Origin of the sequence: Rothia sp. LK2588 (assembly GCF_040946465.1) — a bacterium.
In the GTDB taxonomy this organism is placed as follows: domain Bacteria; phylum Actinomycetota; class Actinomycetes; order Actinomycetales; family Micrococcaceae; genus Rothia.
Genome location: NZ_JAYWLS010000001.1, coordinates 456,217 through 481,564, shown reverse-complemented (window position 1 = coordinate 481,564; position 25,348 = coordinate 456,217). Strand labels below are relative to the sequence as shown.

Below are 25,348 nucleotides of genomic sequence, written 5' to 3'. Positions count from 1 at the left end.
TGGTATTTCAACCGATTTATTCAGCTGACTGCGCAGACTGGCTCTGCGGATCCGCGTTGTTGCGGGAGTTCACGTGCTCGACGATGCGGGCGACCGCCTCGTCCACGGGCACGCCGTTCTCCTGCGAACCGTCGCGGAAGCGGAACGAGACCGCGCCGTTCTCGGCGTCCTCGCCACCGGCGATCAGGATGAACGGTGCCTTCTGCTTCGAGGCGGTGCGGATCTTCTTTGGGAAGCGATCCGTGCCGTAGTCGACCTCAACGCGGATGCCTGCGGCCTCCAGCTTGGCGGCCACCTCGCCCATGTAATCGTTGAACGCCTCAGCAACGGGCACGCCAATCACCTGCACCGGCGACAACCAGGCAGGGAACGCGCCGGCGTAGTGCTCGGTGAGCACGCCGAAGAAGCGCTCCAGGGAGCCGAACTTCGCCGAGTGAATCATCACCGGTTCCTGACGGGATCCGTCGGAGGCCTGGTACTCCAGGCCGAAGCGCTGCGGCTGGTTGAAGTCGTACTGCACGGTCGACATCTGCCAGGTACGGCCGATGGCGTCCTTCGCCTGCACCGAGATCTTCGGGCCGTAGAACGCCGCCCCACCCGGGTCGGGGACCAGGTCCAGACCGGTCTCGCGGGCAACCTGCTCCAGCACCGCGGTGGCCTCTTCCCACTGTTCGTCGGTACCGATGAACTTGTCCTTCTTGTCGCCCTCGGTGTCTCGGGTGGAGAGCTCGAGGTAGAAGTCGGTCATGCCGAAGTCTTCCAACAGCGACAGCATGAACTTCAACAGGTGACGCACCTCGTCGGGTGCCTGTTCCTTGGTCACGTAGCTGTGCGAGTCGTCCTGGGTAATCATGCGCACGCGGGTCAAGCCCTGCAGCACACCCGACTTCTCGTCGCGGTACACGGTGCCGAACTCGAACAAACGCAGGGGCAACTCGCGGTAGGAGCGGCCGCGGGAGCAGAAGATCTCGTTGTGCATCGGGCAGTTCATCGCCTTCAGGCGGTAGGCCTGGCCCTCGTCTTCCATAGGCGGGAACATGCCGTCGGAATAGTACGGGAGGTGACCTGAGGTGTAGAAGAGGTCTTCCTTCGAGATGTGCGGGGTCTTCACGTACTGGAATCCCTCGGCGATGTGGCGCTCGCGCACGTAGTTTTCCATCTCGCGCAGAATGATGCCGCCCTTGGGGTGGAAGACTGGCAGGCCGGGTCCGATGGTCTTCGGGAAGCTGAAGAGATCCAGTTCCTCGCCCAGACGGCGGTGGTCACGACGCTCAGCCTCGGCGATGCGCTCCTTGTAGGCGTTGAGCTCTTCCTTGGTGGGCCATGCGGTGCCGTAGATGCGCTGCAGCATCGGGTTCTTCTCGGAACCGCGCCAGTAAGCGCCGCCGGCGCGCATCAGCGCGTAACCGTTGCCGATCAGCTTGGTGTTAGGCAGGTGGGGGCCGCGGCACAGATCCTGCCAGATGATCTCACCGGTCTTGGGGTGCACGTTGTCGTAGATGGTGATCTCACCGGCGCCGACCTCAACCGAGGCGCCCTCGGCGGCGTCCGCGCCGGAACCGGGGCCCTGCGACAGCGAAAGAAGTTCGAGCTTGTAGGGCTCGTCTGCCATTTCCTGCACGGCTTCGTCGTGGCTGACCACGCGACGCTGGAACTTCTGACCCGACTTGATGATCTTGATCATGGACTTCTCAATTTTCTTGAGGTCCTCGGGGGTGAAGGGCTCGGCAACGTCGAAGTCGAAGTAGAAGCCGTCGGTGATGTAAGGGCCGATGCCGAGCTTGGCGTCTTTGCGGTACTCCTGCACTGCCTGCGCCATGACATGCGCGGTGGAGTGGCGAAGCACCTCGATGCCCTCCGGGTCGTGAATCGATACCGGTACGACGGTGTCGCCGTCCTTGAGTTCGTGGGTCAGGTCGACGAGCACGTCGTTGACCTTGGCGACGACGATCTCACGATCCTCGGCGAAGAGATCGGCGGGAGTGGTTTCGGCGGCAACGGACTGGGGCTCGCCAGAAACGCTGATGGAAATGGTGGCAGACATGAGTCTCCTTTAGATGGGTTGGGCGCTCCCGTACGAAGGGAACGCTCGGATGGGTCTGTGCGGTACAAGGGCACAGGTACTGAATAGTCTATCGCCGACGGCGGGTTTCTCGCGCGCTCTTACCAGGACGTTTGTGGGCGGGTTCGCGTTGTTGTGGTCACTTACGCGGCGCTCGCTTCATAAACCCGTTATAAAGCCTAGTCGCGTTGAGAGGCTGTGGATTATCGGATTGCCGGAAGTATGGGGTTGGTCTATTTTCGCTGTGAACCACATGGAAGTATTCATCGCCGGACGCCCACCGGCCCGATATTGGACACACACCCATGACAACCATCAATCAACGCACTGCCTTGACCTCTGCCGCCCTTGCGCTCGCGCTGCTACTTTCTGGATGTAGCGCGGAGAATCCTGATGAGAAAGCTGCCGAGCCTTCGGTGACTTCTTCCTCCGCTAGTTCGGGTTCCTCTCATGAGCCTGAAAAGGCTGAGTCATCGAAGACTCAGGACTCCCCTAGCGCCGAGGCTTCGAGTCAGTCTGCGGGTGAAAAGAAATACTCTGGTGGCTCTAAGGCCCCCGAGGGTGAGTACCGCCCTGCTGACGAACACGGACCCGCACAGAATGTACCGGTTCCGAAAATCCCCGAGGGGATGGACGTGGAGTCTGCAGAGGGCCTGGAGAAGTTCGTGGGTTACTGGAACGACACCCGGAATTATGCGGTGGAAACTGGGGATACAACTCTAGTACGTGAGCGAACTGCTATAACACATGAGCAAGCTATTAAGAATTTTGATTCTTGGGACAGACTATATCTCAATGGCGGTTGGGTTATTGAAGGAAAAGAAAAAAATACGATTAACCTGGAGAACCTCATATCCAAAGGTGATGGTTTCTACGTCGTCCCCCTCAAAGAACACTCCGCAGATGCAATAGTTGCCAAGAACGGCAAATTTCAAGGACATAAACTTTCAGCCAACAACTCGAAATCTTATGAAGCAACATTCCAATTCTCAGACAGTGGCAAATGGTTTCTTATCGAAGTAAATCCGATTGCTGACTAGCTATGAAAAATAACAATAGAAGTTTAATTATTCTTACCCTTTTGATCTCAAGCTTCTTTTCCACAGCCGCTAAAGGACCTGAAGTTTCTACTTCAATTAATAATGATTCATTTGAGATTCAAGGGGATAAGTCTACTAATAATAGTCACAATTTTACAGAGTTTTTTCGACATGATGAGATTGAAACCAAGTTTCTGACCTCATTGAATAGTTTTCAAGAAATCGTCACTAAACTAGAAGCAGACACTCCCCTAGTGACTAACGATGATACCGCCCCTCGGAGTGCCAAAAATGGATACAAAGGTTCTTCAAGAGACTTAGCGCCGGGAGGCAATTTAACAGACGCTAGTTGCATCACTGATAACGGAAAAGGTAAAGCCGGCCGTTTCACACCTATACCTCTTCCCATAGGCGAGATTGAGGGAACAGGTTCTTATAACACTAAAGATGCTGGCAATTTAGCATGTATCCCAGAAAATACTCCAGCAGACAAGCCGGTAGTCATTACCGATCGCAAGACGGGAAAGAAAACCGAGGTCAAACAGATCAAGGTGAAGGTCACACAGCGTGACTTTGAGAATCAGCCGATCCAACCGGCGCAGCTCAAACTCGACCGGGCTCCCCATTCCCTCAAGAATTACAACACCAACATTTATGCCGATTCTGCGACTCAAACCTTTACCGACACCATCATGGGCCGACAGGTAGAGATCAAGGCAATCCCTATCTCGTACACTTTTCACTATGGCGATGGATCCAGCCTGACTACTTCAAATCCCGGTGCATCAGTTGGTGATCGCTGGGACATCGAAACTCCAACCAGTCATGTCTATGCGAAAACTGGCGACTACCATTACTCGGTGACTACCCAATACCGAGGCGAGTGGCGCGTCCCCGGTGGCCCATGGCAGGTTATTGCCGGCACAGCGCAGAGATCATCCCCCGCGCAAACGGTCCAGGTGTGGAAAGTTAAGGCGCACAACGTAGATCAAAACTGCATCCAGAACCCTAGTGGTCCGGGTTGCCCCACAGAAAAATAGTAAACACCATTGACACATAAAGAAATCAACATATAAAGTTTCTTTTATGAATGAATCGCACGCCTGGGAGGCAGAATACTCCCCCTCGGTACAGATTTTTTCTGCACTGGCGCATCCCCTACGGTTCGCCCTGGCTCATCACCTCTGCCAGGATCCGCACACCGTCAGCGAGCTACACCAGTGCCTCGGTGTATCTCAGCCGCTGGCCTCTCATCACCTCAAAATTCTCAAGGATGCGAACGTGATCGTCGGTCAACGACAGGGAAGAACCACTGTCTATACGATCAGCGATGAACATATCCGCCACATCATTAACGACGTATACGTCCATACCAAGGAGTAAAAATGTCCCTGACCATTGAACACCGCGAATCTGAAGCCCACGCGCACACCCACGGCCCCGGTTGCGGCCACAAAGCAGTCATTCACCTCGACCACGTGGATTACCTTCACGACGGTCACGTCCACCGCGAACACGAGGGCCACTACGACGAATGCGCAACCTGCCAGTGCGAAAACTGCTCCGACTCCTGCGCCCTGTGCGATTGCACCGACTGCACCTGCGCTAACTGCAACCACGCTCAGTGCGAATGTGAAAACTGCGCAGACTCCTGCACCAACTGCGTGTGCGAGAACTGCTCTTGCTCCACCTGCGACCACGCAGCCTAAGCAACCTCAAACCAAACGGAAGAGGCGATGACACCACACGGTGCCATCGCCTCTTCCGTTAATTCAGCCCAAAAACCCTAAGCGGGTTCAGAGCACACGTTCACCAGACGCCCGATACCTTCGATCTCGGTCTCGACGGTCTGCCCCGGAGCCAACCAGGCTCGGGGTTTAACCGACAACCCCACCCCCGCCGGTGTCCCCAGAGAAATCACGTCGCCCGGTTCCAGCGTCATGAAAGTCGACAGGTACGCCACCACCTCGGCCGCGCTGAAAATCATGTTCGCAGTCGAACTATCCTGTCGCACTACCCCATCGACCGTGCACGAAATACGCAACCCACCCTGCGGGTCAATGTCATCCGTCGACACGATACACGGTCCGAACGGAGTCATCTCATCCCAGTTCTTGCCCTGGAACCATTCGGAGGTGCGCCCCTGCCAATCACGAACCGAGACGTCGTTGAGCACCGTGTACCCCAGAACGTAATCCAGTGCGTCCTCCGTACTCACGCGGCGAGCGCTGGCACCGATCACCACGGCCAACTCGGCTTCCCAGTCGATCTTGGTTGATTCTTCGGGTATGCGTATTTCTTCGCCCTGTCCAATGAGCGCGTTAGAATATTTGGTGAAGATGGTGGGGTATTCGGGAGTATCTTGCCCTGTTTCTTGGGCGTGATCTGCGTAGTTGAGGCCTACGCAGAGGATCTTTGCCGGTGCGAGTACGGGCATGGTGACTTCGAGGTCGTCGAAGTTGAGGCCGTCGATAGGGGCGCCGCCGAGGTTTTTGATGTCGGTGGTGGTTGTGGGGATTTTGTGGAGGTCGTTGTAGAAGAGGGTGGAGTCGAGGGTCTCGTTGAAGGCGTAGACCTTTCCTTGGTGTTCGACGACTCCGATGATGTTGTCACCGAAGATTGCGTTGGCCCAGCGCATGGTGTTTCTCCTTGTGTTGGCGTGTTTTGTTTTAGCTTACTTCTCATAGGGGTCAGGCGCGACCGAGGCTGTATGTTTATTCCGTTCAGGCTTGACCCATGTGTGAGAACGGTTACTCTTAGAAGTAACTTATTGGTTGTTCGAGGAGGCAACAATGACGAGGATGATTACTTTGATCGGTAGCACCGATCGCCCGAGCAGGGAGTTGGGTCTCACCACGCGCCCAGCTGGTCTCGAGGATGCAGAAGCATTAGCGCGCTTGATGTTCTCGTCATATGAGGACGGGCGGGTCAACACCCAAGAGGACGCGCTGAAGCTTGTCACTGCCGTGCTCGACGGCACTAATGGTGAGTTCTATGCAGAAGCTTCACCGGTCGTTGAAGACGATCACGGGCGAATTGTGGCTGCCGCTTTGTGCTTGAAGAACAGGGTCGACGGCGTTCCTCCCGAAGATAAAGCAACGATTTTCGAATTGTTTACCGCCGCGTCTCGTCGTCGTGAGGGTTTGGCGGAGAAGTTGATTCGTCAAGCCGTTGCACAGATGAAGGAGGACGGTTTCACCGAGGTGACCGTTCGCATTCCCGAGGCAAACGCGGCGGCGTTGGCACTGTATTTGACGCTGGAGTTTCGGCGTTGGCAGAACCCCAACGATGAGCAGGAGCTTGTATAACCTGTTAGAGGAGAAACGGCGGCCACCGCACCAGGGTGGCCGCCGTTGTTGTGCATCAGTGAGCCGGTAGCTCGCTGAAAAGGTCTTCTACAGGTTCGATGAGGTGGTGGGCGTTGTTGCGTACATTGCCGACGTCGGTGCTGACCGGGTGCATGCGCCAGTGAGGGGTTTGTGCGTAGGCGTGTTCGGTGATGGTGGCCAGTGCGTTGCGGGCGTTGACGGTGTCGTGCCCGGTGGGTTTCTCACCGGGGGTTCCGGCGGGTTTTCCGCTACGTAACCAGAGGGTGATGTCGTCGTCGGGTGAACCGGTGAAGCTCAGGGGTAGCGGTAGTCGGTCGTGCAGTTGGGATAGTTGCGCGGTGGTTGTTTCGTCGTGGCCAGCGGCGGCGAGGTCGGCGACATCGAGTTCGTCGGGGGCGTCCATGGTGATGATGGAGCAGGAGAGCAGCCATTGCCCGGCTTGGTCGGGGTAGGCGGATTTTTCGCGTTGTGCCTCAGCTTCGGTAATTTTCCACCAGGAATAGAGGCCGGCGAAGTAGATAGGTTGCCCGTCGGCGCGATAGATGAAGTGCGGGGTTTTGGTGGTTTTGCCGCCGGCGGTGGTGTGGGTTTTCCATTCGTAGTATCCGGTGACCGGGATGGCGCAGTGGCCCGAGGTTGCCGCGGCACGAAAGGTGGGTTTTTCGAAGATTGTTTCGCTACGTGCGTTGAAGGCTTTGGCGGAGAAAGTGGCGTCTTTGGCCCATGTCGGTAATAACCCCCAGCGGGCGGCGTGCATCTCGCGGGTAAAGTTCCCAGCGTCGCCTTCTAACCTGTCGACCAGGATGGGGACGGTGGCGGTGGGTGCGACGTTGTAGTTGTAGATGTCGGTGCCCACTTTGCGGTCACCAACGTAGAGGTCGTGGTCGAATTCGAGAACGTAACGGCCGCACATCAGTGGAACCCCATTTTCTTCAGTTCGGCGAGGGTGGCGTCTTGGACCATGGCCACGGTGGCCCGGGGGTTGGCGTCGGTCAGCGCTCCGACGGTAGCGGGGTCGAGCGGGAGGTTGAGTGCCCGGTAGACGTCTTCGGTGACGGCAGTGAGGCGGGGGTCGTGTTCGACGACGATGCCGGCGGAGAACCACCAGGCGCCGGCCACTACGCGTTGGGCCGTTCCCACGATCTTGATTTTCCGGTCGCCCACCTCCGCGTGGACGGAGTATTCTCCGGGGCAATACTCCCCCGGTATTTCGCCCACCGCCGCCGAGGCACCGAGCGCGCGCAGCACCCGGGCGTACATGTCGCCGAAGACCTGGAATCTGAGGTTGTTGCCGGAGACCGCGTCGGCGGCCGGTTGGAAGTGATCCACTACTAGGCACCCTGCATGGTAACCGGCGGCGTGCCCACCGACGGGCCGCACCAGGGGCTGGAATCCATGACTACGGCTGGCGTGGGTAGCCGTTTCGAAGCCGGGATTGTGTTCGTCTCGGCGGCCGAAGGCCACGTTGGGGGCTGGTTGATATAAGCGTAACGTTGCCGGTTCTTCGCCCCGTCCCACGGCGCGGACGTATTCGATGGATTCCGCGAAGGGGTAGATGCGGGTCCCCGGTTCGTACTCGTTGCTGATGATTTTCACGGTCTACCTGCTCTAGCGGGGGTCGTCGAGGGCGGTGTCGAGGAGTGAGGAAGAAACGTATTCCCACCAGGCCGGTGTGTACCCGGCGGCCAGGGCCAGCCGCTGCGAGACAATGTGCGAGGGTGACGTGCCGTAAAAAGGTAGAAACCCTTCGTCGAGGGCGGCGGTGGTCAGCGTCCTGACCAGCACCGTCGCGAGCCCGGTGTTGCGGTGTTTGGGGAGCACGTCGATGCCGATCTGGTACATCTGGGCTGAGTCGGCGCTGGCTCCGGCCATGCCAATCGGTTCGCCGTCAAGATGGGCGGCGAGTACGAGAACGTCCGGTCGAATATCGCTGAATCCCAGGGCGTTCGTGAAGGGGTTCTCCGCTCGAAAGTTGTCGATCTCGGCGGGGGTCAGCCATCGCAGTTCAAGCCGGCCCGCTAGGGAGGCTGTTACCTGGTTCAGACGCGCCTCGGTGCGTTCCCGGTAACTTTCATCGAAAACCCCGGAACCGGGGGTGAAGAAGAGTGCGGTGCCCGAGTTCTGCAGCGCGTAGGGGGTGAGGTAATCGTTGAGCTTCCGCAGGGTCGAGTAGTCCCCCACCCAATTGCCCGCGTCCCCTCCGAGGAGAGCGGTGATCTCGTCACCGACGCGCTCGTGGTGGGTGCACAGCAGGGTGATACCGCGGAAGTTCCCCAGTCGCATTTCAAAATGGTCGCGGAATAACCGGCGGTGCGATGCCATGCGGTCAAGGGGCAACCGGGCCGAGCGTAACAGGGTGCTCCCCTGGGCTCGGGCATGGCGAAGGACGCCCGGCTCGAGGCAGAAGTCTGCCTCAAGCTGGGCGTCCAGCACCTGTGCGGCTTGCTCGTAACCGGTTAGAAGTCCCAGTCTTCGTCCTCGGTGTTGACGGCCTTACCGATCACATACGACGAACCCGAGCCCGAGAAGAAGTCATGGTTTTCGTCCGCGTTTGGGGACAGTGCTGAGAGGATCGCCGGGGACACGTTGGTCACCGACGCCGGGAACATCGCCTCATAACCCAGGTTCATCAGGGCCTTGTTGGCGTTGTAATGCAAGAACTTCTTGACGTCCTCGGTCAGCCCCACCGAATCATAGAGCGATGCGGTGTACTGCACCTCGTTCTCGTAGAGCTCATAGAGCAGATCGAAGGTGTAGTCCTTCAGCTCCTGCTGACGCTCCGGGGTTTCCTTCTCCAGTCCGCGCTGGAACTTGTACCCGATGTAGTAACCGTGCACAGCCTCATCACGGATGATCAAGCGGATCAGGTCGGCGGTGTTGGTCAGCTTCGCGTGCGACGACCAGTACATCGGCAGGTAGAAGCCCGAGTAGAACAGAAAGGACTCGAGCAGGGTCGAGGCAACCTTCTTCTTCAGCGGGTCGTCACCCTGGTAGTAGTCCATGACGATCTTCGCCTTCTTCTGCAGGTGCTCATTCTCGTGAGCCCAGCGGAAGACCTCGTCGATCTGGCGGGTGGACGCCAGGGTCGAGAAGATCGAAGAATACGACTTCGCATGGACCGACTCCATGAACGCGATGTTGGTGTACACCGCCTCCTCATGCTGGGTCACGGCGTCCGGCAACAGCGAGACGGCGCCGACGGTACCCTGCACAGTATCCAGCAGAGTCAGGCCGGTGAAGACGCGCATGGTCAGCAGCTGCTCGTGTTCGGTGAGGGTCTTCCACGACTGAACGTCGTTAGACAACGGAACCTTCTCGGGCAACCAGAAGTTGGCGGTCAAGCGGTCCCACACCTCGAGGTCTTTTTCATCCTCGATGCGGTTCCAGTTGATGGCCTCGACGTGGTGCACCAATTCGACCTTCTCGCTCATGATGTTTGATTCTCCTTTGAGGGCAGAAGCTATCTCTCTGCCATCGTAATTGACTTGTGATCGATCGGAACAGGCATGCCGTTAGAGCATGCAGGAGACGCAACCCTCAACCTCGGTGCCCTCCAGAGCCATCTGGCGGATACGCGAGTAATAGATGGTCTTGATGCCCTTACGCCAAGCGTAGATCTGGGCCTTGTTGACGTCGCGGGTGGTGGCGGTGTCTCGGAAGAACAGCGTCAGTGACAGGCCCTGGTCCACGTGCTGGGTAGCCACGGCGTAGGTGTCGATGATCTTCTCATAACCGATCTCGTAGGCGTCCTGGTAGTAATCCAGGTTGTCGTTGGAGAGGAACGGCGCCGGGTAGTACACACGGCCGAGCTTACCTTCCTTGCGGATCTCAATCTTCGAGGCAATCGGGTGGATCGAGGAGGTCGAACCGTTGATGTACGAGATCGAACCGGTCGGCGGCACCGCCTGCAGGTTCTGGTTGTACATACCGTGCTCGGCAACGTCCGTAGCCAGCTTCTTCCAGTCCTCAGCGGTCGGAATGTGATGGGCGGCGAACAGCTCAGCAACGCGGGCGGTCTTCGGGGTCCAGTCCCCCTCGATGTACTTCTGGAAATACTTACCCGAGGCATAATCCGAGTTCTCGAAGTTCACGAAGGTCTGCTTACGCTCCTTGGCGATCTTCATGGACGCGCGGATCGCGTGGTAAGTGACGGTGTAGAAGTACATGTTGGTGAAATCCAACGCCTCTTCGGAACCGTAGTGCACGCGCTCGCGAGCCAGGTAACCGTGCAGGTTCATCTGCCCCAAGCCCACGGCGTGGGACATGTTGTTGCCGCGCTCGATGGAAGGCACTGAGGCGATATCCGACTGATCCGAGACGGAAGTTAGGCTGCGGATAGCGGTCTCCACGGTCTGGCCGAAATCGTCGCCATCCATGGTGAAGGCGATGTTGAGCGAACCGAGGTTGCACGAGATATCTTTACCGACGGTCTCGTATCCGAGATCCGCGTGGTACGCCGAAGGTTCGGAGACCTGCAGGATCTCAGAGCAGAGGTTCGACATGATGACCTTGCCCTCAATGGGGTTGGCCCGGTTCACGGTGTCTTCGAACATCACATAGGGGTAACCGGATTCGAACTGAATCTCCGCCAGAGTCTGGAAGAACTCACGAGCGTTGATCTTCTGCTTGCGGATGCGGGCATCGTCGACCATCTCGTAGTACTTCTCGGTGACGTTGATATCCGAGAACGGCACGCCATAGATGCGTTCGACGTCGTACGGCGAGAAGAGATACATGTCGTCGTTGCGCTTGGCCAGCTCGAAGGTGATATCGGGGATCACCACGCCCAGCGAGAGAGTCTTGATGCGGATCTTCTCGTCGGCGTTCTCGCGCTTGGTGTCCAAGAACGAGTAGATATCGGGGTGGTGCGCGTGCAGGTAAACAGCACCTGCACCCTGACGGGCACCCAACTGATTTGCGTAAGAGAAAGAGTCCTCCAGCAACTTCATGACCGGGATAACGCCCGAAGACTGGTTCTCGATCTTCTTGATCGGCGCGCCGGCTTCACGGAGGTTGGTCAACGCAAACGCTACGCCACCACCGCGCTTGGAGAGCTGCAGTGCGGAGTTGATCGACCGGCCAATCGACTCCATGTTGTCCTCGATACGCAGCAGGAAGCACGAGACGAGCTCGCCGCGCTGCTTCTTGCCCGCGTTGAGGAAGGTCGGGGTCGCCGGTTGGAAGCGGCCGGTGATGATCTCTTCGACGATCTTGCTGGCCAGTTCTTCGTTGCCGTCGGCCAGCAACAGAGCCACCATTACCACGCGGTCTTCGAAGCGCTCAAGGTAACGCTGACCGTCGAAGGTTTTCAGTGCGTAAGAGGTGTAGAACTTGAACGCGCCCAGGAAGGTCGGGAAGCGGAACTTCCTCGCGTAGGCCTGCTTAGAGAGCTGCTTAATGAAGTCGAAGCTGTACTTTTCGAAGAGCTCTTCTTCGTAGTACTGATGCTTGATCAGGTAGTCGATCTTTTCTTCGAGGTCATGGAAGAAGACGGTGTTGTTGTTGACGTGTTGCAGGAAGTACTGACGGGCGGCCTGGCGGTCGGCGTCGAACTGAATCTTTCCGTCTTCGTCGTACAGGTTCAGGAGCGCATTGAGCTCGTGGTAACCCAGGCCCTGAAACTTTTCGGGGACGGTGGGGTCTTCGTGACCGGGTTCCTGGCTTAGGCCGGGGACAGGCAGTTTCGAGTCCAAAATTCCTCTAATCCTTGGTTTACTTTTTTGACGTCTTCGGGGGTGCCCATCAGCTCGAATTTGTAGAGCACGGGCACGTGGCACTTGGCGGCTACTTTGTCTGCGGCTACACAGTACAGTTCGCCGAAGTTGGTGTTTCCGGCGCCGATGACTCCGCGTAGATTTCGGCGGTTGACCTCGTTGTTGAGGAATTTCACCGCCTGGGGCGGGATGGATCCTGATCCACCCGGACGCCCGTAGCTGGGTACGCACAGCACGAACGGCTCGTCCACGCTGGGGGTCTCATCGCCGGTACGCAACGGCAATCGAATCGAGCGGGCGTCCAGTTTACTCACGAACTTATGGGTGTTTTCGGAGATCGATGAGAAGTAGACGACCAGCGGTGTAGCGGGGCGCTCCACGATCGATTAGGCGGCTAGTGCGTTGATGCGGTCCGGCTGGAATCCCGACCAGTGCTCGTCTCCTGCGACCACAACGGGTGCCTGAAGGTATCCGAGTTCTTTGATGTGAGCCAGAGCTTCGGCGTCCTGAGTAACATCAACGGTCTCGTACTCGATCCCGTTCTTGTCCAACGCGCGGTAGGTCATGTTGCACTGAACGCATGCAGGCTTGGTGTAGACCGTTACTGCCATGATTGCTCCTTCTAAAGCTCAAACTATTGGGGTAGCGCCGTGCGGGCACGCTAAAGGCGGCCTAATGCGCTAAGTTGAGAGTTTTTGCGAGGCGGCTGGGGGAAATTGAGCCCTTTGGTGTTCTCGCTTCAACAAGAATCAATACTACATCTTGTGCCTGCATTTAATCCATGCCCCTATATAGTGTGGTCAATCATGAGAAATTGTTAATCCACAGCGTCAGCGGCGTGATTTCGCGGCAAGAATGGGTTATCCACATCCGCCCCCGTTGAACGCTTTGTCGGAGAGGCACAAACGTTCAGGGCGGCGTGCACATCCACCGTTGAAGGCCCCCGCCGCGCAATCACGCGGAACTGAGTTCAACCCTCACACGAGCCTTGAATGTTAAACCCATTGCCAAGAGATTTAATCGCAACTTTTTCACCCGGCAGTGTCGGTGGAGAAGGGTTTGATTTTAAGAGGGTTTCGGTATAAAAGCACCGAGGCGGCACCCACGCTAAGCGTAGACGCCGCCTCGATACGGTTGGAAGAAAACTGAGGGCGAGCAGACCACGTTTCCCACCGTGGAATATCTTCCTCAGTGCCCGCAGGATGAACTAGAGCAGACCGGCCTCTTTGAGCATCTCGATGAAGGTCGCACCGTCGTTGGCTTCCTTCCACAGTTCACCGGTGGTGATTTGTTGCGCGCGCTTGTCACCCCACACGCGTCCGGAAGCCAGCACCGACTCCCCCAGCGTCAGGTTGCGAATCAGAATAGCCGCCACATTCTCGGGGTAACGGACCGCAAAACCGTTGTAGATGTCGGGGTCACGCTGGCCGTCGTCCCCGATGAGGATCCACTTCATATCGGGGAATTCCTTCGCCAGACGCTGCAGCTGGGTGACCTTGTGCGCCGAACCCGAGCGGAACCACCGGTCGGGAGTCGGGCCCCAGTCGGTGAGCAGGAAGGTGCCACTGGGGTAAGCGTTACGGCTCAGGAAGCGACGCAGGGCCGGGGTGATGTTCCAGGCTCCGGTGGAGAGATACATGAACGGCGCCTGCGGATGAGCGCGGTGAATACGGTCCATCAGCACCGACATGCCCGGGGTGGGCGTGCGAGCGTGTTCGTTGAGCACAAAAGAGTTCCAGGCCGCCAGCATCGGACGCGGCAGCGCGGTCACCATAACAGTGTCGTCGATATCGGAGATCACACCGATCTTCTGCTCCGGCGGCACAATAAAGACAGTGGTATGCGCAACCTCAGAGCCCTCCACACGCATCGTGACATCGTGGACGCCGGGCGCCAAATCTGTCTGCAGACGGACGTCCAGCACGCCACCGCGGTCGGTCTGCACGGTGTACTGTTGTCCCTCGATCTCCACAAAGACATCGGCGTTGGAAATGGCGATGGAGGTGAAGGAGCGCCAACCGCGGATGGGCTCTTTCTTCGAACCGGGAGTGTCAAACTCCAGCAAATCGTCGAACAACGCGGTCTTGTAGAGTGCGCGGGCAATGATGCGAACCCACCCCGGGGCTCCATAGCCCACCGAGGGAACGACTACCGGCTCGGCACCACTATTGCGGGCGCGGCTCGCCCGCCATTCGTGAACCTGTTCGCCGATGCGAAAACCTAGGTTAGCGGCTTCATCTTTGGCCTCGGTGACTTTGGCGCGGATATCGTGTGATCCCGGCGAGTTCATGTGGGCTTCCTTCTCACTAGTAGGTCGGTGTTATACAGCAATGGGTCGAACCCGTGCACGCCGGAATTCGACCCATTGAAAGTGTCATGATGAGGTGCGTTAGTGCATCTGAATGTCGCAGGTAGCGGAGCCCTTGCCCTCTGCGTGGCCACCGTGGTTCGGCTCGAAAATGCCGGTGTCCTTAATGGCGCAGAAGACCTCGTCTTCGGGGTTATCGGTCGATACGACCACACGCAACTTGCGGTTCGACAAATCGCTCTTGTCGTCTGCAACCACCTTGTAGTAGGTCTCTTCCGCGGGAACCTGTACCGGGTCGCCCTCGAACTTGATCTGATCTTGGTAGAAGGTTGCAGTTGCCGGCTTGAGCTTGCCGGTGGCGTGATCCTTGGCGTAGGCCTCTACAACGACGGAGTCTCGGTTGTTCTCGAAGTTGTCGGTCTTCTCGACGCCGATGCCGGAAACCAAAGTGGTTGCGCAGCCGCTCAGGACTACGGTGGCCAGAAGCGCGCCGGATGCCAGAACCTTGTTCTTTGCCATATGCAAACCTATCGTCTGTGAAATGTGCGGACGGTCTATCTCGATAAGGAACCGCACGCAAGTTAGCTGAGGCATCCTTTCGACACAGTATTTTGTTTAAGATTAGCCGAAACTCAGCCCCACGTCACACGCGACGACCACCGTTTGGAAAAGTCTCAAGAAACAGACGCTGGCCGAGTTGACCAGCCACCGAAGGCAAAAAACCGCCACCCCGAAGAGTGGCGGTATAAATGTGGACCTAGCGGGAGGCTTGTCGAAACTTGCCCCAGCGCTGGCGCGGTTGGTCGCGAGCCACAGGGCAATTCGGAGGCGTACGTGTCCACCAGGCCCACCGAGGCGGAGCCTCCTTCAGCTGTCTCGACCGGATGAGGCTGCCCTTCAGGAGGCGGAAACTGCGTACCTGTTGGGGCGGTCGTTGAAGGCGGTCGCGAAGGAAGTTGGGATCGGGCATGAGCGGTTGTCACGCCTCCTCCGCGAGCGCGGACTCAGGCTACGGAACCAGTCCCCTACTCGGGAAGAGACTGCTCAGATGAAGACACGCTACAACGAAGGCATGTCACTTGAACGCATCGGCGCAGTGCTGGGCTACTCGCCTGGCACTGTCAGGGCCCATCTGCGCGCGGCCCGGGTCGTCATGCGCGACTCGCACGGGCGATAGGCCTGCGCAATCAGGCCGATCCGCCATCGTCGGACCTGCCTTCCATTTCGTCGAACAGTACATCGTGAACGAGAAGGCGGGCCTCGGCGCTGAGCGTCCGATCCGAGTGTCGGTCTTCCGCTTACTCGCCGGCGTTGATAGCCACGCCGGAGAGATCGTTCCATCCGTGGTGGACGTCACCGCAGCTGGCTGGAGCGTCGTCACGGTGCGACCAGCCTCAACAGCAGGATCCTTGAACGACTGCCCGAGCGGCGCCCGCTCCACAACACTCAGCATCTCGGGCTGCTGCGAAACTACTGCCAACAAGCGTGGAAGACGGCGGAGCTGGCCGAGCTCTTGTCCGCAGCCCGCGCCTCGTCCCGGGAGCCTGACGAGCGACCGCTCCCCCCCCCCAGCACAACGCGCTGCATCGGTCGGTCGTCAAGCTCCTGATCGAGGACTACGAGGCCGGCGCCTCGACGTACGAGCTTGCCGAGCGCTACAACGTGCGCCGCAACACCGTCCTAGACACGCTCCGCCGCGCTGGATTCGACCTCACCATCAAGGCGAAGCGTGCAGCCCTCAGCGACGAACAGAAGACCGAGGCACGACGCCTGTTTGCCAGCGGGACGACTCGACGCGAGCTGATGGAGCTGTACGGAGTGAGTGAGTCGTCGATCAAGCGGATACTGCGGACGCACGCACCGTAACGACAAATGTCTGGACGGCGCTGCCTTGAATCGGGATAGCAGCTAGAACCCGTAAAGATGCTGTCGAGCGTTGAATGCTGCAGGCCCTCCCTCAAGCACGTTCTCAACGTGTGAGCGAATGGCTACATCGTCCAGGGATCCTATCCCGTCCGCTGCAGCTCGGCCGTTCTGGCCATCTCCTTCGAAAGCCACGATCAACTCGGCGTCACCGAGCACTGGAACGTTCGCGTTGTGAGTACTCGCGATGATCTGACGCTTACCCTTCAGGCTCCGAAGGTTGGTGACGATGCCGTCATAAACAAATCGGTTGTCGAGATCATCCTCAGGTTGGTCGATCACGAGCGGAGCGTTCGATGCGCCGAGCAAGAGAAGGAGCAGTGCGGTCGCACGCTGGCCTTTCGACAGATCGTCCATCTTCTTGAACTCGCGTGTGCCGGTTCCTGCCTGCACGTCCAGCTGCACCTCCACAGCTTGGCCAACCGACTGCTCTTCGAGCTGGCGGAAAAGGGGCTCACCGGCTTCGACCAGTGATCGCGCCTGCGCGCCGGTGATCGAGAACTGCGCGCTCAGCTCCGACTCTCCGGCCCGCGCCGCTTCCACGAAAGCTCGCGTTGAGAAGTTGTCCTGGTCGATAGCCGCCATGATGCGATTCCGCTGGCCGGAGATGGACTGCTCAATCAGCAACTTGATGTGCTTCCGATCCGCCGCGGGGACGGGTTTCACGATCACGACTCCGCCGGTCGCGGCGTTCGCGGCACGGATCGCCTCGGTCAGTTCACGTGCCCGGTCGTTCTCGTGGCCTTCGAGCGCCTGCAGCAGGGTGTCCCGCTCGGTTTGCAGGGCCCGAAGGCTTGTTGCGATACCGGCGCGGCGAGACTCCTTAGCCTTCAGCGTCTCCAGCGCTCTGGTCGTGTCGAGGTACTTGTTGGGCTCCAGCCCTTCCTCCACGAGCTTGCGCAGCACATCATCGTGCTCGTCACGTTGCTCGCGAACTGCGTCTGACCACTCGGTCTTCGCTGTCTCGATCTCCAAGGATGCCGCGTCGAGCGCTGCGCGGGCCTCAGTCGCAAGCGCCGTCAGGTTGGCGGCCAGTGCCGTCGATGCAGCCTGCGCGCGCTTGAGATAGTCAGATCTCGGTGAGCCATCGATGTTCTCAAATGCCGCCTCCAGCTTGGTGATCAGCTGCGGGTCAGTGAGCGCTGTTAGCGACTCCTGAGCATTGGTCACGCGCGCCGTTGCTTCGGTGAAAACTGCTTCATCTTGGGTGAGTCGCGTGACCTCCTTGAGTCGAGTCGGCACATCCGTGTCGGTGTAGTGCCGCACCTGTTCCTCAAGCCGCGGGATATCCGCGAGCTCATCTTCGAGCTGAGATCGCCCTTCCTCCGCACGAGCCAGCTTCTCTCGATTCAGCTTGAGCTTCTCCAAGGTGTCGATGTGCTCGACTGTCAGTTCGCCGCCCCCTTGGAACCGCTGCAGCATGCTCGCGACCTTCGAGCTGTCGTTCGTCAGCTCGGCGAGCTCGTGCTGCCCGAAGATCTCCACGTTCGCGATGACATCGACTGGCCGCAGGTTGGTGGCAGTACCGCTCTCGTCTTTCACGACCGGAAGATTGTTGACGGAGCGTTCGATGGTAAATGTTCGCGCGGACGGCGAGGTGGTCTCGACAAGCAGCTTCACAACGGTGCCCGACTTGAGCACGCCGCTCACGATTCCGTCATGGTCTCGCCTCGCCTCCGCACCAATCGGAGTGAGTCCCAGCACGAATCGCAGGCTCTCGATGGCGGTCGACTTACCGGTTCCTCGTCCGCCAATGAGTGTCGTGAGATCTGTCGAAAGCGGGATCGTTACGCCATCCAGGAAGCCGCCGACCCACGAGATCTCCTTCAGGACGGGGCGCGCCTCGATCGCGGGATCTTTCAGCGAGACTCGGGTCTCAGGAGTTCGGACGGCGAGCTTAAGACTGTCCACGGAGAGGCGACTGACTTTGAACCAGCAGCTCGCCCCTTCGTTCTGGAGGGCGGAGGGCTTAGTCACATCGTCGGCATGGATCGCGGCAAGCGGGTGAGCCCTGTCGTAGGGCTTGGTGCCGTTGAGGATCGCAGCCTGGTCTGTGCCATCGGGTTGGCTGGGCGTGATGCCGAGTGCATGAAGATCCGGGTGCTTGATCTTCGTGACGAGCGGCTGTCCGGCGCGGCCGGTCAGAAGGCCGCTGTTTGGGACATTGACGTGGGCAGGAATCACGAGCGCGCCCTGCGCGGTCATTTTCTCGAGGATGTCGGTGAACGACGCACCAGTTGTCCCGTTGGGGCAGCCAGGTGCAACACCGCACATCCCGATCGCGGCGTTGATCGTCGCCGCGCTGGTACCCGCTTCGAAGATCACGAGGATATGGATGCCCTCGTCGGAGTTCGCCTCAAAGCCGGGAAGGGCAACGATGCCCCGATCGGCTGCGTCGCGGATGAGCTGGAGTGCAGAGTCGACCTTCCAGTGATCAGTGACCGCAAACAACTCGATGCCCCGCGTTTCGCACTCGTCAAGCAGGGCCTTGTTGTAGTCAGCCTCCGTACTGTACGTGGCCGACGGCGCGTTCTTCCCTTGGTACCCGTAGGGGTTCACTTGAAGCGCAGCCCGCACCCATCGCGCCCCATGTGTCGTCTTCTCGCTCATCTCTGTCCTCGCTACCTACAAATGCACATCACTTGTGTTTCCTGTTCACCTTAATGGACGAGACATCCGCGTCATACGAACTAACGGTTCCGTGTCGCTTCAACCGCTCAAGGAGGGCTCGGTCTGAAGGGGTATTCGTGATATGCAGGGCGGTGCGTCCCACTGTGGTCAGCTTCGAATAGTCGCCTCCCAGCGCTTGCAAGATCGCGAAGAGGTCTGCGCGCGCGAGGGTGTCAAGGTGAGGTTCGAGGAGGGGCACTACGTACTGCGCAGAAGTACCGCCCTGCGCCATCATCTGTACGACTGCGAAGGGGATGGTGTGCCCATACTGCACAGCGAGGCGGGCTAGCTCATTCAACCCTCGTTGCCCGGCGACCTCAGCGTACGCTGCAGACTGGTCAACGATCGCCCGCTTGATTGCGTCATTGATTTCAATGTTTGTCAGGAGTTCCGCCAGATCCGGCTGCACCAGTTCCGGCGTCATGTAGCTTGCGAACTTCTTCGACTCGCGTATGAACTCCCTGCGCGTTGGCCAATCGGTTGTCGCAAGGTGCTCGTATGACTCGGCTGCATCGGAGATGATGTCGTGCTTGAGTAGCAACGCGAACATGTCGCCCGTCTCGGCAGCAATCTCCTCAACATCGATATAGCTATCCAGCTCCAAGCTCGCAACAAGGTCCGCGCGCAGCGTTGCGGCTGGCAGCTGCTCCCGTGCCGCAAGAATCGTGATCGCCAACGTGGTCTTCTCATCATCTTCGATCGACGCTACCTGGGTGATCGTGCCTGCTTCAGTCAACAGCGGAGCAAGCTGCGCATCGATTCCAAGAGCGGCAACGTATCGGCTCACATTGTTCAACGTTGCGGGGAACCGCTGATGCAAGGCCAACGCCGGCCACGCTCGCTCGGAGATGGCCCCAAGATCAACGACCTGACATCCTGGCGCGGCACGCTCAACCACGTCGGCCAGACGAGGCGCTCCTTGCTCGAGTAGATCCTCAAGCACAGCGATGAACTGCTCACGCGTGTCGACCGTCGACGAGAAGCTCTCGACCGCATCCAGATATGCGCCCACGTGTTCGAGCACGTAGTGATAGACCGTCTTGTCTTCCTCACGAATGACGTCGAGCGCCACGCTCTCTGTGTTCCCGATTGCGATCGCCAGATTCTCGTGCGTGATCTCGTAGAGATTGCGGGCCACGAACGCCCGTCGAACCTGTCGACCCAGCGGCTCCAGACGCGGAACGATGAGCTTCATCTCCGCGAAGAGCGCCGCAAGACGCTGTGCGACGTCGCGATCGATTGAATCGGATGTCAGCGACGTGAGCTCGGCGTAGTGCCCCAGGAGATACGTTGGCACCGCCCGATCCGCACGCTGTTTCGATGAGAGGTGAGCAACCGCCGTATCCACCAGTTCCAACCGCGCTGCGTCGTCCAGATCCACCTGACTCGCGAGATAGGCGAGCACTTCAGACGAGAGCGCTGCGAACCGCCCTATGAACTTCAGCCGCTGCCCCCCCCCCCCCCCGGATGCGAGGTATGCCTGCAGAAACCTGGTTTGACTCTCGCCGAACGGAAGCAACGAGCGGATCATGATGTCGCTTGCGTCGATGTCAGCCGCAAGCAGTCTGTCCAGGATGGCGATGTTGTAGAGCGCCGGTTCCTTGAGTGCTTCCTTGCCTCGCTCGCGGAGAACCGCGTCGACGTCCTCCGGAGCAAGCGCGAAGTGCTCGTCCATCAGGTCTCGCTCGACGTGATGGATGATGAAGTTCGTCGCGGCAGGGCTCACCCGATCCCCGTGGAAGGTCGACGTGTAAAGCGTGAAGTTGCGGTTGATGTATCCGGCCCGAATAAGCTGGTAAGCCAAGCCGGACTTCAGGAGCGCCTTGGCGACATACTCAAACGACTGCGCTGCCTCTTTGTAGGTCCCAGGCGCACCTTCACTCGCAGGCGTGTCGATTTCCTTGAACATGACCAGAAACTCCGGCCGCTTGACCAGATCGCCCATGTCCGCGCCGCGCAGGAAGTTGATCGCGTCCGTCTTCTCCTGGATCTGTTCCGTCAAAGCTTCGCGATCTGCCTCATCCCAACTGTCAGCGTCGAGCGGATCACCGAGGACGGTCGAGAGGCTGGAGCGAGAGAACCTCAGCGCATGTCCCGACGACATAGGCTGACACAACTCCGGATCGCCCTCGGCGGCGACGAAAGCCGACCAGAAGTCCACGGTGCGCAGGTCTGCGTCAGAGTTTGCGACGTGATTGACCGACGTTGTCACCCCGTTCTGTCGTCGAGTTCCGAGCGCCGCTGCCGCAGTTGCGGTTCGTTCAAGGTGCGCTACTAACAAGTCCCCAAGACGAGCGCTACGCGATGCCGCGCTGTTCTTGCGCGCAAGCTTCTGCCGAAGCACACGATGTTCACGCTCGAGCCGCTTGATGTTGTCGGTCACTAGGTCGCGGCTCGTCTTGTAGAGCGTGTCCAACGCACTGGTGCCGAGTCGAACCTTCTCGAAGTCGGTCAGGTGGGTGCTCTTGTAGAGCATCATTGCGAACAGGTCAGTTTCGCTCAGGTCAAGCTGCTGGCCATCGCCGGAGAAGATCCGGTCACGGAAGACGATGAACTCGTTGCGAACGTTCTTGAGCAACCTCATGTCTGGGACATACTGCGCCGCCAGGTCAAGTAGCTGTGGATCCACGTCGTGCTCAATAGCGCCGAGCAGCTTCACGGCAAGATTGCGAGCGCTGCGGTGGGTGATGAAGGGAACTACTGGGATGACGAGATCGAAGAACTTAGTGCGGTTCGCGCGTACCGTTTCAGCCCGTGCGGGGTCGTCGGCTGTGTCGGGTTCGACGTTACGGCCTTCAGCTTCGAGACCAATGCGGTCGAAGATGCTGTCCTTGATCGCGTAGATGAAGCGAATTGGCTTCTCGATCTGTGGTGAGGCATTGAGCAGTGTGTTCAGCGCACGCAGCGTCTCGAAGATGTGGGAGTCGTTGAACCGGTCAATGTCCTCGAAGATGACGATGTCTCGATCTGACACCTCGAAGAAGTAAACGATCTCGTCCAGGTACTGATCGAAGTACGACACTGAGTTGTCGTCGAGCGTGACAGTCGCGGAACCGGCCGAGAACTGCTTGATGTGGAGCTTCCCGTAGAACAGCCGGCGCACCAACAGCACGGCAATCGCCGCGGCACCCCAGACGATCAGGTGTGCCCCGGCCCCGAGATCGTTCAGCGCCGTGAAGGTCGCCGCGATCTGTGCGGTCCACCCGGTCAGCAGGAACACGACGGCAACGGCAAGGCCCAACAGGGCGGCGGTGCCGAGCTCTCGCCGCCACCGGAACCGTTCGATACGCCTGAACCGCGAGCCCGGAGTCTTACTTGGATCCTCGCGGTAGAGGAGCTGCTTGACGATCTCCTGCTGGATGCGGTTCGTGGGCGTCGTTGCCTGGATCGGAACCGACTCATCGAGCTTAGAAGCTTCGATCGGCGCAAGCGTCGAGAGCGACAGCTCGACTACGCGGCCGTCTTGCCGCTTGGCGACTTCGCGCAGGATGCTGCTCTTGCCGACGCCGTAGTTGCCGGAGAGTGCAATGTTGCGCACCTGGTCGTTAGCTAGTGCCGCTTCTATAGCCGTGACGTATCCGTGGTGCTCGTCGGGCAGGTACTCAGGCGTCAGCGGAGCGAGGCTCCAGGCGGTCCCGGTTGAAGGTCGCTCGCTCTGGCTCATGTCGAGTTATCCCGCGCTGCCTCACCGAAGCAGCGCAGCCTCCTGTGCGATGTGTGCAGCGAACGCGACGACGAACCTCCTGAAGCTTGTTGCCTTACTCAGCTCGCCGTACTCGCCTTGCAGTCCACCCTCCCGTGTCGAGACGATGAGCGACGCCTCCGTGTAGTGCTTCTCAAGCACGAGACGACGGCACAGGTGCTCATAGCGCTGCAGATACGACGTGTTGCGCAGCTCCGGGAACACAGCGAAGTGGGGCTCGGACACACGTACCGGCCGCGTCGATCCTGCGGCCTCCTCCACGTGAATCAGCCATCCGACGAACGGTGCGGGCTGACTACCGAGCGCGCCCTCGCGGAAGGCGGTCCAGAGGTCGACGGCTGAGCCGACAGCTTCCTCAGTGCGGTTGTTGAAGTTGTTCCCGAAAGAGGGGCCAACCTGGCTCTTTAGTTCGAGTGCCGCAACCAGAACGCCACGGTGCATCACCAGCAGGTCCCAGTCTTTGGTCGGCCTGAAGTAGCCGGGCAGAGTGTTTACGCCACGTGTCATGTACAACTCTGCGTCGGGCAAGCCGTTCGCGGCCACAAGGTCAGCCAGCAGCGTGACGAAGCCGTCCATGTTCTTGCCGCTCGTGACGCCCGCCCGCTCGCCCTGGTCGATAACGCCATTCAGGCGCTGCCGCTCGACGGCGGCCGCACGTGTGTCCCAGAACGCGCGGACCGCCTGTGACGTTTGCTCCTCGAAGTCGGCAAGATCGATTCCCATATTTAGTTCTCCTCCAGGAACGCCAGCGTCCCTACATTAAGTTGATAAATTCGCTCCAATAGCGCGACCGACAGCTTCTCTCCGGCCTCACCAGCGCGACGCATCTCCTCCTGGTCCGCTGTAGCGATCTCCTGCCAATGAGGCACCCGGATCCGTTTCAGATTCTGCGCCTGGAACCGCAGGTAGCCCCCACCGATCTTGACCGAGTACGCGGCGACGAAGAGGTGGGCGATGCCGCTGCGGAGCAGAGCCTGTAGCGCCCGAAGATCCCACGTGGTGGACGTGACGAAGTAAAGGTTGTGGTGCGGGTAGAGCGTGCCGGGGTCGTAGGCAATCGCGTCGCCGTTGCCCTTGATGTCGGGGATCAGGAGTTTGGGTTCATACGTAAGGCTCGGCGTGATGCGGTCGATCGTCTTGAACCACTTACGCTCGACATCACCCTTGGCTGTGTGCCGGCGACCGAGCTGCTCACGAAACGGCTCCAGGTAGGCGGCGAGACGCGGATAGTCAGCCAGGTCTACAAGGCCCCCCTCGTCACGCCAGGGATTGACTATGCCTTTGCCACCCCACGTGAGCACGCCTCCTGGCACGTCCTTGTTCGTTGCAAGGGGGAGCTTGCGGTCTTCTTCAACATCGAGATCCTCGAAGGCACCGATGTACGCCTTGTCAGCGCCCGTTGCCACTCCAATCCCGACTCGGCAGCCTGCCTCGACCAGCGTCGGGAAGTGCGATTCGAGCTGCGTGATCACGGCGACAGTCGGGCTGACCGACAGGAGCCACGGAGCAGCGCCACGAACTGCGTCCAACACGAGCACATCCGAAGAGCCCGACTGCTCAGCGAGCAGGTCTGAGGAGAGGGCACGGAGGTACTGCGAGTCAACTTTTCGTGCATGTGCGACGCGTGTGCGAAGGGACCTGCCGCGCGCGATCACGGTGATAGATGGGTAGGCCCCGACCTGCACCTCAAAGGCATCGAGACCGTACATGTCGACGTAGTGCGTAAGGGCGTAGTCCTGCGCGATCTTCCCGCGGATCCCTCGTCCATAGTCGTTTCGGGTCCATGCATCGGCGCAAATGAAGCTGAGCTTGCCGGTCTCGCAGAGGAGGTCCAGAGAGCGTTCCATGAAGGCGATGTAGAGGTCTGCACGGCCGACCATTGTCGGGTACTTTGCGCGGTAGATCTGGAGCAGATCGTTCGGCACCAGTTCCTGACGTACGTACGGCGGGTTTCCGATCACGAAGTCGAACTCACCGAGAGGTTCGCCGAGAAGAAAGTCCTCGTGGCGGAGCCATGAATCGGCCAGCGTCTTCGAATCCGCAACCGAGAAGCCGCTCTGCGTCAGATGCTGTTGGAGGGTCTGACTGAAGCTCTCGAACGTCTCCGCGTCGAGCTCGACTGCGCGCAATGCATCGCGGAGTTCCAGCGGCTCCGCTCCGCCATCTCGCTTCCAGGTCTCGATCAGACGGTCGACAGCATGGAGTACGAATCGGCCACCACCGAACGAGGGCTCCAGGAGGCGCATGCGGTGCAGTGGCTTGTCGACCGTATATCCGACCAAGTCCAGCATGAAGTCCACTACAGCAGACTTCGTGAAAATGGCGCCTCGCGCCTTCTCTTCGTGCCCATAGGCACGTTCCGCCACCTCAAGCAAGTCGGCTGCGTCGTGTGCATGAGCGACCTCTTCAACGGGCGTGCTCACGCGGCGTACTCCTGACGGTGGCAAGTGCGGGCGCGTGCGGGGGCGCTGGTGCGGTGCGACCACCTGGTGCTGAACGTTGTCATGCTGTGCTGCTTCTCCTCCGCGCTGAGGCGCGTTTTAAGTTGTGCTCTCGGGGTGTGTCCTACGCTACCCACGACCACTGACACTGCTAGGGT

General features: G+C 59.2%; 22 protein-coding genes. 7 read left to right on the top strand and 15 right to left on the bottom strand.

Features of this window, described 5'->3' with window-relative positions:
• Window positions 1-16 precede the first annotated feature (16 nt).
• Entirely contained in the window at window positions 17-2,044 is a 2,028-nt protein-coding gene (gene thrS, locus VVR12_RS02295; protein WP_368549492.1) for a threonine--tRNA ligase, read from the bottom strand.
• Window positions 2,045-2,367: 323 nt separating this feature from the next.
• Between thrS and VVR12_RS02290 the strand changes: the two genes are divergently transcribed.
• Genes VVR12_RS02290 through VVR12_RS02275 form a run of 4 tightly spaced genes read left to right on the top strand, consistent with a single transcriptional unit; the run spans window position 2,368 to window position 4,811 of the window.
• Window positions 2,368-3,102 (top strand): DUF6318 family protein, encoded by a 735-nt coding sequence (locus VVR12_RS02290; protein ID WP_368549491.1) that lies wholly within the window; start codon window positions 2,368-2,370, stop codon window positions 3,100-3,102.
• Window positions 3,103-3,104: 2 nt separating this feature from the next.
• Window positions 3,105-4,142: a hypothetical protein gene (locus VVR12_RS02285; protein ID WP_368549490.1), complete on the top strand. Its 1,038-nt coding sequence runs from the start codon at window positions 3,105-3,107 to the stop codon at window positions 4,140-4,142.
• Window positions 4,143-4,188: 46 nt separating this feature from the next.
• Window positions 4,189-4,485, top strand: coding sequence for an ArsR/SmtB family transcription factor (locus tag VVR12_RS02280; protein ID WP_368549489.1), 297 nt, complete (start codon window positions 4,189-4,191; stop codon window positions 4,483-4,485).
• 2 nt (window positions 4,486-4,487) lie between these two features.
• On the top strand, window positions 4,488-4,811 hold the full coding sequence (locus tag VVR12_RS02275; protein ID WP_368549488.1) for a hypothetical protein: 324 nt from the start codon (window positions 4,488-4,490) through the stop codon (window positions 4,809-4,811).
• A 77-nt stretch (window positions 4,812-4,888) separates the two neighbouring features.
• Here VVR12_RS02275 and VVR12_RS02270 read toward each other — a convergent pair whose 3' ends face one another.
• Window positions 4,889-5,740, bottom strand: a complete 852-nt coding sequence (locus tag VVR12_RS02270) for a fumarylacetoacetate hydrolase family protein (protein WP_368549487.1) — start codon at window positions 5,738-5,740, stop codon at window positions 4,889-4,891.
• A 154-nt stretch (window positions 5,741-5,894) separates the two neighbouring features.
• On the opposite strand from VVR12_RS02270, the gene VVR12_RS02265 reads away from it, so the two are divergent.
• On the top strand, window positions 5,895-6,410 hold the full coding sequence (locus tag VVR12_RS02265; protein ID WP_368549486.1) for a GNAT family N-acetyltransferase: 516 nt from the start codon (window positions 5,895-5,897) through the stop codon (window positions 6,408-6,410).
• Between the two features lie 55 nt (window positions 6,411-6,465).
• On the opposite strand, the gene VVR12_RS02260 is transcribed toward VVR12_RS02265, so the two are convergent.
• From VVR12_RS02260 to VVR12_RS02220, 9 genes are all read right to left on the bottom strand, one after another.
• Window positions 6,466-7,344: an SOS response-associated peptidase gene (locus tag VVR12_RS02260; protein ID WP_368549485.1), complete on the bottom strand. Its 879-nt coding sequence runs from the start codon at window positions 7,342-7,344 to the stop codon at window positions 6,466-6,468.
• On the bottom strand, window positions 7,344-8,027 hold the full coding sequence (locus VVR12_RS02255) for a lipoyl protein ligase domain-containing protein (protein ID WP_368549484.1): 684 nt from the start codon (window positions 8,025-8,027) through the stop codon (window positions 7,344-7,346). The genes VVR12_RS02260 and VVR12_RS02255 overlap by 1 nt, the downstream gene beginning before the upstream one ends.
• A gap of 12 nt (window positions 8,028-8,039) precedes the next feature.
• Window positions 8,040-8,864, bottom strand: coding sequence for a GNAT family N-acetyltransferase (locus tag VVR12_RS02250; RefSeq protein ID WP_368549483.1), 825 nt, complete (start codon window positions 8,862-8,864; stop codon window positions 8,040-8,042).
• A 23-nt stretch (window positions 8,865-8,887) separates the two neighbouring features.
• A complete protein-coding gene (gene nrdF / locus VVR12_RS02245; RefSeq protein WP_368549482.1) occupies window positions 8,888-9,862 on the bottom strand; it encodes a class 1b ribonucleoside-diphosphate reductase subunit beta in 975 nt (324 codons plus the stop codon).
• Window positions 9,863-9,943: 81 nt separating this feature from the next.
• Window positions 9,944-12,124, bottom strand: coding sequence for a class 1b ribonucleoside-diphosphate reductase subunit alpha (gene nrdE / locus VVR12_RS02240; RefSeq protein WP_409349869.1), 2,181 nt, complete (start codon window positions 12,122-12,124; stop codon window positions 9,944-9,946).
• Window positions 12,094-12,525, bottom strand: a complete 432-nt coding sequence (gene nrdI / locus VVR12_RS02235) for a class Ib ribonucleoside-diphosphate reductase assembly flavoprotein NrdI (protein WP_368549481.1) — start codon at window positions 12,523-12,525, stop codon at window positions 12,094-12,096. The genes nrdE and nrdI overlap by 31 nt, the downstream gene beginning before the upstream one ends.
• 6 nt (window positions 12,526-12,531) lie before the next feature.
• Window positions 12,532-12,756 carry a glutaredoxin-like protein NrdH gene (gene nrdH / locus VVR12_RS02230; RefSeq protein ID WP_368549480.1) on the bottom strand — a complete coding sequence of 75 codons (225 nt, stop codon included), beginning with the start codon at window positions 12,754-12,756 and terminating at the stop codon, window positions 12,532-12,534.
• 596 nt (window positions 12,757-13,352) lie between these two features.
• Window positions 13,353-14,435, bottom strand: coding sequence for an App1 family protein (locus VVR12_RS02225; RefSeq protein WP_368549479.1), 1,083 nt, complete (start codon window positions 14,433-14,435; stop codon window positions 13,353-13,355).
• Between the two features lie 99 nt (window positions 14,436-14,534).
• Entirely contained in the window at window positions 14,535-14,972 is a 438-nt protein-coding gene (locus VVR12_RS02220) for a hypothetical protein (protein WP_368549478.1), read from the bottom strand.
• Window positions 14,973-15,501: 529 nt separating this feature from the next.
• Between VVR12_RS02220 and VVR12_RS02215 the strand changes: the two genes are divergently transcribed.
• Window positions 15,502-15,630 carry a sigma factor-like helix-turn-helix DNA-binding protein gene (locus VVR12_RS02215; RefSeq protein ID WP_368549477.1) on the top strand — a complete coding sequence of 43 codons (129 nt, stop codon included), beginning with the start codon at window positions 15,502-15,504 and terminating at the stop codon, window positions 15,628-15,630.
• A gap of 485 nt (window positions 15,631-16,115) precedes the next feature.
• The gene (locus VVR12_RS02210) at window positions 16,116-16,319 is read left to right on the top strand and encodes a helix-turn-helix domain-containing protein (protein ID WP_368549476.1); all 204 of its coding nucleotides are present in this window, start codon (window positions 16,116-16,118) and stop codon (window positions 16,317-16,319) included.
• Window positions 16,320-16,361: 42 nt separating this feature from the next.
• On the opposite strand, the gene VVR12_RS02205 is transcribed toward VVR12_RS02210, so the two are convergent.
• From VVR12_RS02205 to VVR12_RS02190, 4 genes are read right to left on the bottom strand one after another with little or no spacing between them, the layout of a single operon-like run.
• Window positions 16,362-18,986: a TrlF family AAA-like ATPase gene (locus tag VVR12_RS02205; protein WP_368549475.1), complete on the bottom strand. Its 2,625-nt coding sequence runs from the start codon at window positions 18,984-18,986 to the stop codon at window positions 16,362-16,364.
• Between the two features lie 28 nt (window positions 18,987-19,014).
• Window positions 19,015-22,710, bottom strand: coding sequence for a DNA-binding protein (locus VVR12_RS02200; RefSeq protein ID WP_368549474.1), 3,696 nt, complete (start codon window positions 22,708-22,710; stop codon window positions 19,015-19,017).
• Between the two features lie 21 nt (window positions 22,711-22,731).
• Entirely contained in the window at window positions 22,732-23,472 is a 741-nt protein-coding gene (locus tag VVR12_RS02195) for a PaeR7I family type II restriction endonuclease (protein ID WP_368549473.1), read from the bottom strand.
• Window positions 23,473-23,474: 2 nt separating this feature from the next.
• Window positions 23,475-25,172 (bottom strand): Eco57I restriction-modification methylase domain-containing protein, encoded by a 1,698-nt coding sequence (locus VVR12_RS02190; protein ID WP_368549472.1) that lies wholly within the window; start codon window positions 25,170-25,172, stop codon window positions 23,475-23,477.
• Window positions 25,173-25,348: the final 176 nt, after the last annotated feature.